Origin of the sequence: Streptomyces sporangiiformans (assembly GCF_005768555.2) — a bacterium.
In the GTDB taxonomy this organism is placed as follows: domain Bacteria; phylum Actinomycetota; class Actinomycetes; order Streptomycetales; family Streptomycetaceae; genus Streptomyces; species Streptomyces sporangiiformans.
This window is the reverse complement of sequence record NZ_VCHX02000007.1, coordinates 1-7,099: the sequence shown is the minus strand read 5'-3', so window position 1 is coordinate 7,099 and position 7,099 is coordinate 1. Positions and strand designations below refer to the sequence as shown.

General features: G+C 72.0%; 1 protein-coding gene and 2 pseudogenes. All 3 read right to left on the bottom strand.

What is annotated here, in order from left to right; translation table 11 throughout:
* Positions 1–2,306 (bottom strand): type I polyketide synthase (locus FGD71_RS00215; RefSeq protein ID WP_119098309.1); only part of this gene is annotated, 2,306 nt, incomplete at its 3' end.
* Positions 2,307–2,603: 297 nt separating this feature from the next.
* Positions 2,604–6,681 (bottom strand): annotated as a pseudogene (locus FGD71_RS00210) (type I polyketide synthase); the annotation flags it as partial.
* 1 nt (position 6,682) lies between these two features.
* Positions 6,683–7,099, bottom strand: a pseudogene (locus FGD71_RS48185) (polyketide synthase); the annotation flags it as partial.

Here is a 7,099-nt window from a genome sequence, read left to right as displayed (position 1 = left end):
GTCTTGCAACCCAGTTCAGCGAACCGCGCGCCCAGCTCGGCCACCACGTCCGCGTCACCGGCGATCACCACCGACGACGGACCGTTGACAGCGGCAAGCGACACCTGACTTTCACGGCCCTCCAGATACGGGGCCACCGTCGCCTCGTCCGCACCGATCGCCAGCATCGCGCCACCAGCGGGCAGCGCCTGCATCAACCGGCCCCGTGCCGCCACCAGCGTGACCGCGTCGTCCAGGGAGAGCACCCCGGCCACATGGGCGGCCGCCAGCTCACCGATGGAATGCCCGGTCACATAGTCCGGGCGCACACCCCAGCTCTCCACCAACCGGTACAGAGCCACCTCAAGAGCGAACAGACCCGGCTGCGTGAACCCGGTCTGATCCAGCAACTCCCCGCCCTCGAACATCACCTCACGCAGCGGCCGCTCCAACACCCCGTCGAACACGGCACACACCGCATCCAACGCCTCCGCGAACACCGGATACGCCTCATACAACTCCCGGCCCATACCCGCCCGTTGAGACCCCTGCCCCGAGAACAACACGGCCGACTGCCCGCCAGATCCCCGGAAAGCACCGCTCACCACACCCGACGCCGGCGTTCCCTCCGCCAGCGCCGAAAGGCCCCGTACCAGTTCCTCACGCCCGGCGCCCACCACCACCGCGCGACGCTCCATGGCCGCACGGGTCGTCGCCAGCGAGAACGCCACATCAACCGGCGAGCAGTCCTCTGCCAGCGCCGACCGCAGCCGCTCCGCCTGTGCCTTGAGCGCGGCCTCCGACTTCGCCGACAACACCCACGGCACCACACCACCGCTGGCGACCGGCGCGGCCCCGGACTCGGGCTCGGGCTCGGGCTCGGACTCGGACTCGGGCGCGGCCCCGGACTCCGACTCGGGCTCGGGCTCGGGCGCCTCGGCCGTGGGCGGCTGTTCGACGATGACGTGGGCGTTGGTGCCGCTGACACCGAAGGACGAGACGCCCGCCCGGCGCGGCCGGTCGGTGTCGGGCCACGGGTGCGGCTCGGTCAGCAGCTCGACGGCCCCCGCCGACCAGTCGACGTGCGACGACGGCGTGTCGACGTGCAGGGTCCTGGGCAGCACGCCGTGGCGCATGGCCATGACCATCTTGATGATGCCCGCGACACCCGAAGCGGCCTGCGTGTGGCCGATGTTGGACTTGATGGAGCCCAGCCACAGCGGACGGCCGGCCTCGCGCTCCTGGCCGTAGGTGGCGAGCAGCGCCTCGGCCTCGATGGGGTCGCCGAGGGTCGTACCGGTGCCGTGCGCCTCCACCGCGTCCACATCAGCCGGAGTGAGCCCCGCGGAGGTGAGGGCCTGCCGGATGACGCGTTCCTGGGAGGGGCCGTTGGGCGCGGTGAGGCCGTTCGAGGCGCCGTCCTGGTTGACGGCCGAACTGCGGATCACGCCGAGCACGCGGTGGCCGTTGCGCTGCGCGTCCGACAGGCGCTCCAGGAGCAGCAGGCCCACGCCCTCGGCCCAGCCGGTGCCGTCGGCGGCGTCGGCGAAGGACTTGCAGCGGCCGTCGGGTGACAGGCCCCGCTGCCGGCTGAAGTCGACGAACGTGCTCGGTGTGGCCATCACGGTGACGCCGCCGGCGAGCGCCATCGTGCACTCGCCGTCGCGCAGAGCCTGGCTCGCCCAGTGCAGGGCGACGAGGGAGGACGAGCACGCCGTGTCGACCGTCACCGCGGGGCCCTCCAGGCCGAGGGCGTAGGCGATGCGACCGGAGACGACGCTCCCGGAGTTGCCGGTGCCGAGGTAGCCCTCCACGCCTTCGGGTACGACGTCCACGCTGGCCGCGTAGTCGTGGTACATGACGCCGGCGAAGACACCGGTGCGGCTGCCGCGCATTTCCGCCGGGTCGATGCCGGCGCGTTCCACCGCTTCCCAGGCGGCCTCCAGGAGGAGCCGCTGCTGCGGGTCCATGGCGACGGCCTCGCGCGGGCTGATGCCGAAGAAAGCCGGGTCGAAGGCTCCGGCATCGTGCAGGAAGCCGCCTTCACGGGCGTACGAGGTGCCCTCGTGGTCGGGGTCGGGGTGGTAGAGGGCTTCGGGGTCCCAACCGCGGTTCTCCGGGAAGCGGGTGATGCCGTCGCCGCTCTCCGCGACGAGCCGCCACAGGTCCTCCGGCGAGGCGATGCCGCCGGGGTAGCGGCAGCTCATCCCGACGATCGCGACGGGCTCCTGCTCCTTGCCTTCCAACTCGCGCAGGCGACGGCGGGTCGCGTGCAGGTCGGCTGAGACCTGCTTGAGGAAGTAACGGAGTCGTTCTTCGTTCGCCATCTAAAGTCAGCTCTCCTAGTGGATGGAACCCGAGCCCTGCGTGCGTCAGGAGATCCCGAACTCTTTGTTGAGGAAGTCGAAGACTTCGTCGTCCGACGCGGCATCCAGTTCGTCCGCGACCGTTGGTCCCTGGTGTGCCTCGTGTGCGTCGACCGGTCCGGTCCCGGCGTCTGACCCCCACTTGGCCAGCAGGGCCTGCAGCCTTTCGGTGATCCGGGACCTGGCCTGTCCACCGAACGACTCCTGTCCGAGGAGCCGATCCAGGGCGTCCAGTTCTGCGGTGCCGGCCTTGGCCACCGCGTCGGTGACGAGCCGGCCGCGCAGATGTCCGGCGACCGCCGCCGGTGTCGGATAGTTGAAGATCACCGTGGCGGCGAGGCGGACGCCGGTGGCAGCGGTGAGCTGGTTGCGGAACTCGACCGCCGTGAGCGAGTCGAAGCCGACCTCCTGGAAGGTCCGGTCCGCTTCGACCTCCTCCGGCCCCGTGTAGCCGAGGACGCCCGCGACGTGGGAGCGCACCAGGGCGAGCAGTTCGGCTTCCTGCTCGGCCTCCGGCAGCGTCGCGAGCCGCCGTCCGAGGGTGTCGCCGCCGGCGTCCGGCGATGCGGCGGCCGCGGTGCGGCGACCCGTCGGGCCGGTCTTGCCGGTCGTGGGGACCAGGCCGCGCAGCAGCGGCGGCAGCTCGCCGGGCCCGTCGGGCCGTCCGGACGATGCCCGCAGGGCGGGCACGTCGAGACGTACGGCGACCAGCGCCGCCCCGGGCGCGGTCACGGCCGCGTCGAACAGGGCGAGGCCCTGCTCGGCCGTGAGGGCGCCGAAGCCGCCGCGGCTCATCCGGGCGATGTCCGCCTCCGCGAGGTCTCCGGTCATGCCGCTGCGCTGGGCCCACATGCCCCACGCCACCGAGGTGGCGGGCAGGCCATCGGCCCGGCGGCGCTGCGCGAGGGCGTCGAGGTAGGCGTTCGCCGCCGCGTAGTTGGCCTGTCCCGCGCTGCCGAAGGTGGCCGCCGCCGAGGAGAACAGGACGAACAGCGCGAGGTCGTGCTCCGCGGTCAGCTCGTGAAGGTGCTGGGCCGCGTCCGCCTTGGGCCGGAACACCTTCTCCAGGCGTTCCCGGCTCTGCGCCGGGAACACTCCGTCGTCGATCACCCCGGCGGTGTGCACCACACCGGTCAACGGCCGGTCGAGGGAGCCGAGCAGCTCCGCCACGGCGTCGCGGGCGGCGACGTCGCAGGCCGCGAAGGTCACCTGGGCGCCCAGCCCCCTCAGCTCGGCCTCCAGCGCCTCGGCGCCTTCGGCGTCCCGGCCGCGGCGCGAGACCAGCAGGAGGTGGCCCGCCCCGTGCTCGGTCACCAGGTGCCGGGCGACGAGGCCGCCGAGCGTGCCCGTCGCCCCGGTGACGAGGACGGTGCCGTCCGGGTCCAGACCCAGGCCGTCGTCCGCCGCGGCGCCGGCCGCCCGAACGAGCCGGGGCACCAGGACCTCGCCCGCGCGCAGCGCGGCCTGTGGCTCACCGGACGCGGCGGTGGCGGCCAGAGCGCGGTACGACTCTGGTGTGCCGTCCATGTCGACAAGCGCCAGGCGCTCCGGGTTCTCCGACTGCGCGGAGCGGACCAGACCCCACACGGTCGCGCCGGCCAGGTCCGGCACACCGTCCGGCACACCGCTGTCGTCCGTGGCCATGGCCACCGCACCGCGGGTGACGAGCACCAGGCGGGAGTCCGCCAGCTCATCCCTGGAAAGCCAGTCCTGTACGAGCTCCAGGACGCGTCCGGTGGCGGTACGCGCCTGGGCCGCGACACCGGCGGCGTCCGAGCCGTCTTCCGACGGCACCTCGGCGAAGACCAGCTCGGGGACCGGTGTGCCCTCGGCGATGCGGCGTACGAGGGCTTCGAGGTCGGGCAGTCCGGCACCGGTGGCGCCCGTCGTGGCGAGGGCTTCGGCGAGCGCCGGTGCGCCCGCGCCGATCAAAGCGTACGTCGTCATGGCGCCGGTACCGCTGTCGGCACCGGATTCGGCGGGCACCCAGTCGACGGCGTACAGGCCGTCGCGCCGGGCCGACTGGGCGGCGGCGAGTTGCTCGTCCGCCACCGGCCGCAGGACCAGCGACTCCACTGAGGCAACCAAGGCCCCGGTCTCGTCGACGGCGAGGACGGACACTCCGTCGTCACCACTGGGCGTGAGGCGGACACGCAGGGCTGTGGCCCCCGAGGCGTGCAGCCGTACCCCGGTCCAGGCGAACGGGAGCCCCGCGCCCCTGTCCTCGGCCTCGCTCTCGCCGTCGGTGGGGTCTTCGGCGGCACCCAGGGTCAGACTGAGACCAAGCGGATGCAGCGCCGCGTCGAGCAGCGCCGGATGCAGCCCGAACGTGCCCGCGCCGTCGAGGTGCTCATCAGGCAGGGCCACCTCGGCGTAGACGGCGTCCTCGGCCCGCCACACGGAACGCAGCCCGAGGAAAGCGGACCCGTAGGCGAAGCCGACATCAGCGAGCCCCGAGTACAGCTCCTCGACGGGCACCTCGACGGCGTCCGCGGGCGGCCATGCGGCGAGTACGGCTCCGTCCACCGGGCCACCGGCCGCGAGCACACCGGCGGCGTGCTGCGTCCACGGCTCCTCGCGAGCGGCGTCCGCGGCACGCGAGTGGATGGTCAGCGACCGCCGCCCGGAACCGTCGTCGGCGCCGACCACGAGCTGGACCTGCACGGCCTCGTCCTGCGGCAGGACCAGCGGAGCCTGAAGCGTCAGCTCCTCCAGCTCGTCGCAGCCGACCTCGTCACCCGCCCGGACGGCGAGTTCGACGAACGCGGTCGCCGGTACGAGAACGACGCCGGACAGCGCGTGCCCCGCGAGCCACGGATGGGTCCGCAGGGACAGCCGCCCGGTGAGCAGGAACCCGTCGGCGTCGGCCAACGGCAGCGCCGCACCCAGCAGCGGATGCTCGACGGAGGAGAGCCCGGCGGGGGCCACATCGCCGGTGGAGGGGGCGGACTCCAGCCAGTAGTGCTGGCGCTGGAAGGGGTACGTGGGCAGGGGGATTCGGCGAGCGTGGGTGCCGGCGAAGTACGTCGGCCAGTCCGGGGTGACGCCTGCGACGTGCAGGCGGCCCAGGGCGGTGACGAGGGCGTCCGGTTCGGGTCGGTCCTTGCGCAGGGCCGCGATCAACTGGGCGTCCCCGGTGAGGGATTCCTGCGCCATCCCGGACAGGACACCGTCCGGGCCCAGCTCCAGGAACACACTGACGCCCTGGTCCTCCAGCCAGCGCACCCCGTCACCGAAACGCACCGCCGCACGGACATGACGTACCCAGTACTCCGCCGACGCCACGTCCGCCTCGGCCTGACCGGTCACATTCGACACGACCGGTATGGACGGCTGTTCGTAGGTGAGCGCCTCGGCGACCTGCCGGAAGTCGTCGAGCATCGCGTCCATGTGCGGCGAGTGGAACGCGTGACTGACCCGCAACTGCTTGGTCTTGCAACCGAGTTCAGCGAACCGCGCGCCCAGCTCGGCCACCACGTCCGCGTCACCAGCGATCACCACCGACGACGGACCGTTGACAGCGGCAAGCGACACCTGGCTCTCGCGGCCCTCCAGATACGGGGCCACCGTCGCCTCATCCGCACCGATCGCCAGCATCGCGCCACCGACGGGCAGCGCCTGCATCAACCGGCCCCGTGCCGCCACCAGCGTGACCGCGTCGTCCAGGGAGAGCACCCCGGCCACATGGGCGGCCGCCAGCTCACCGATGGAATGCCCGGTCACATAGTCCGGGCGCACACCCCACGACTCCACCAGCCGATACAAGGCCACCTCAAGAGCGAACAGACCCGGCTGCGTATAGCCGGTCTGATCCAGCAACTCCCCGCCCTCGAACATCACTTCACGCAGCGGCCGCTCCAGCACCCGGTCGAACCCCGCACACACCGCATCCAACGCCTCCGCGAACACCGGGTACGCCTCATACAACTCCCGGCCCATACCTGCCCGTTGAGACCCCTGCCCCGAGAACAGCACCGCGGTCAGTCCCGAATCGTCCCGGGCCACACCCCGCACTACGCCAGCAGCGGTAGTGCCTTCCGCTATCGCACCCAGACCTCGCAGCAACTCCGCGCGTTCGGAACCGATGGCCACCGCGCGATGTTCCAGGGCCGCGCGTGTCGTCGCCAGCGAGTACGCGGCGTCCAGTGGCCGCACACCTTCGGCCAGCGCCGACCGCAGCCGCTCCGCTTGTGCCCTCAGCGCGGTCTTCGACTTCGCCGACAGCACCCACGGCACCACCACCCCGTCAGCCGGCTCCAGTTCCGGTTCCGGCTGGGCTTCGGATGCGGGCGCCTGCTCCAGCAGGATGTGGGCGTTGGTGCCGCTCACCCCGAACNCAACTCCACCGCCCCCGCCGACCAGTCCACATGCGACGACGGCGCATCCACATGCAACGACTCCGGCACCAGACCATGCCGCATCGCCAGCACCATCTTGATCACACCCGCCACACCCGACGCCGCCTGCGTATGACCGATGTTCGACTTCACCGACCCCAACAACAACGGCCGCCCAGCCTCCCGGCCCTGCCCGTACGTCGCCAGCAACGCCTGCGCCTCGATCGGATCACCCAGCGTCGTACCCGTACCGTGCGCCTCCACCACATCCACCTCAAACGAGGCGAGCCGCGCATTGGCCAGCGCCTGCCGGATGACCCGCTGCTGCGAGGGGCCGTTCGGCGCCGTCAGACCATTCGACGCACCGTCCTGATTCACCGCCGAACCCCGCACCACCGCGAGAACCTCATGGCCGTT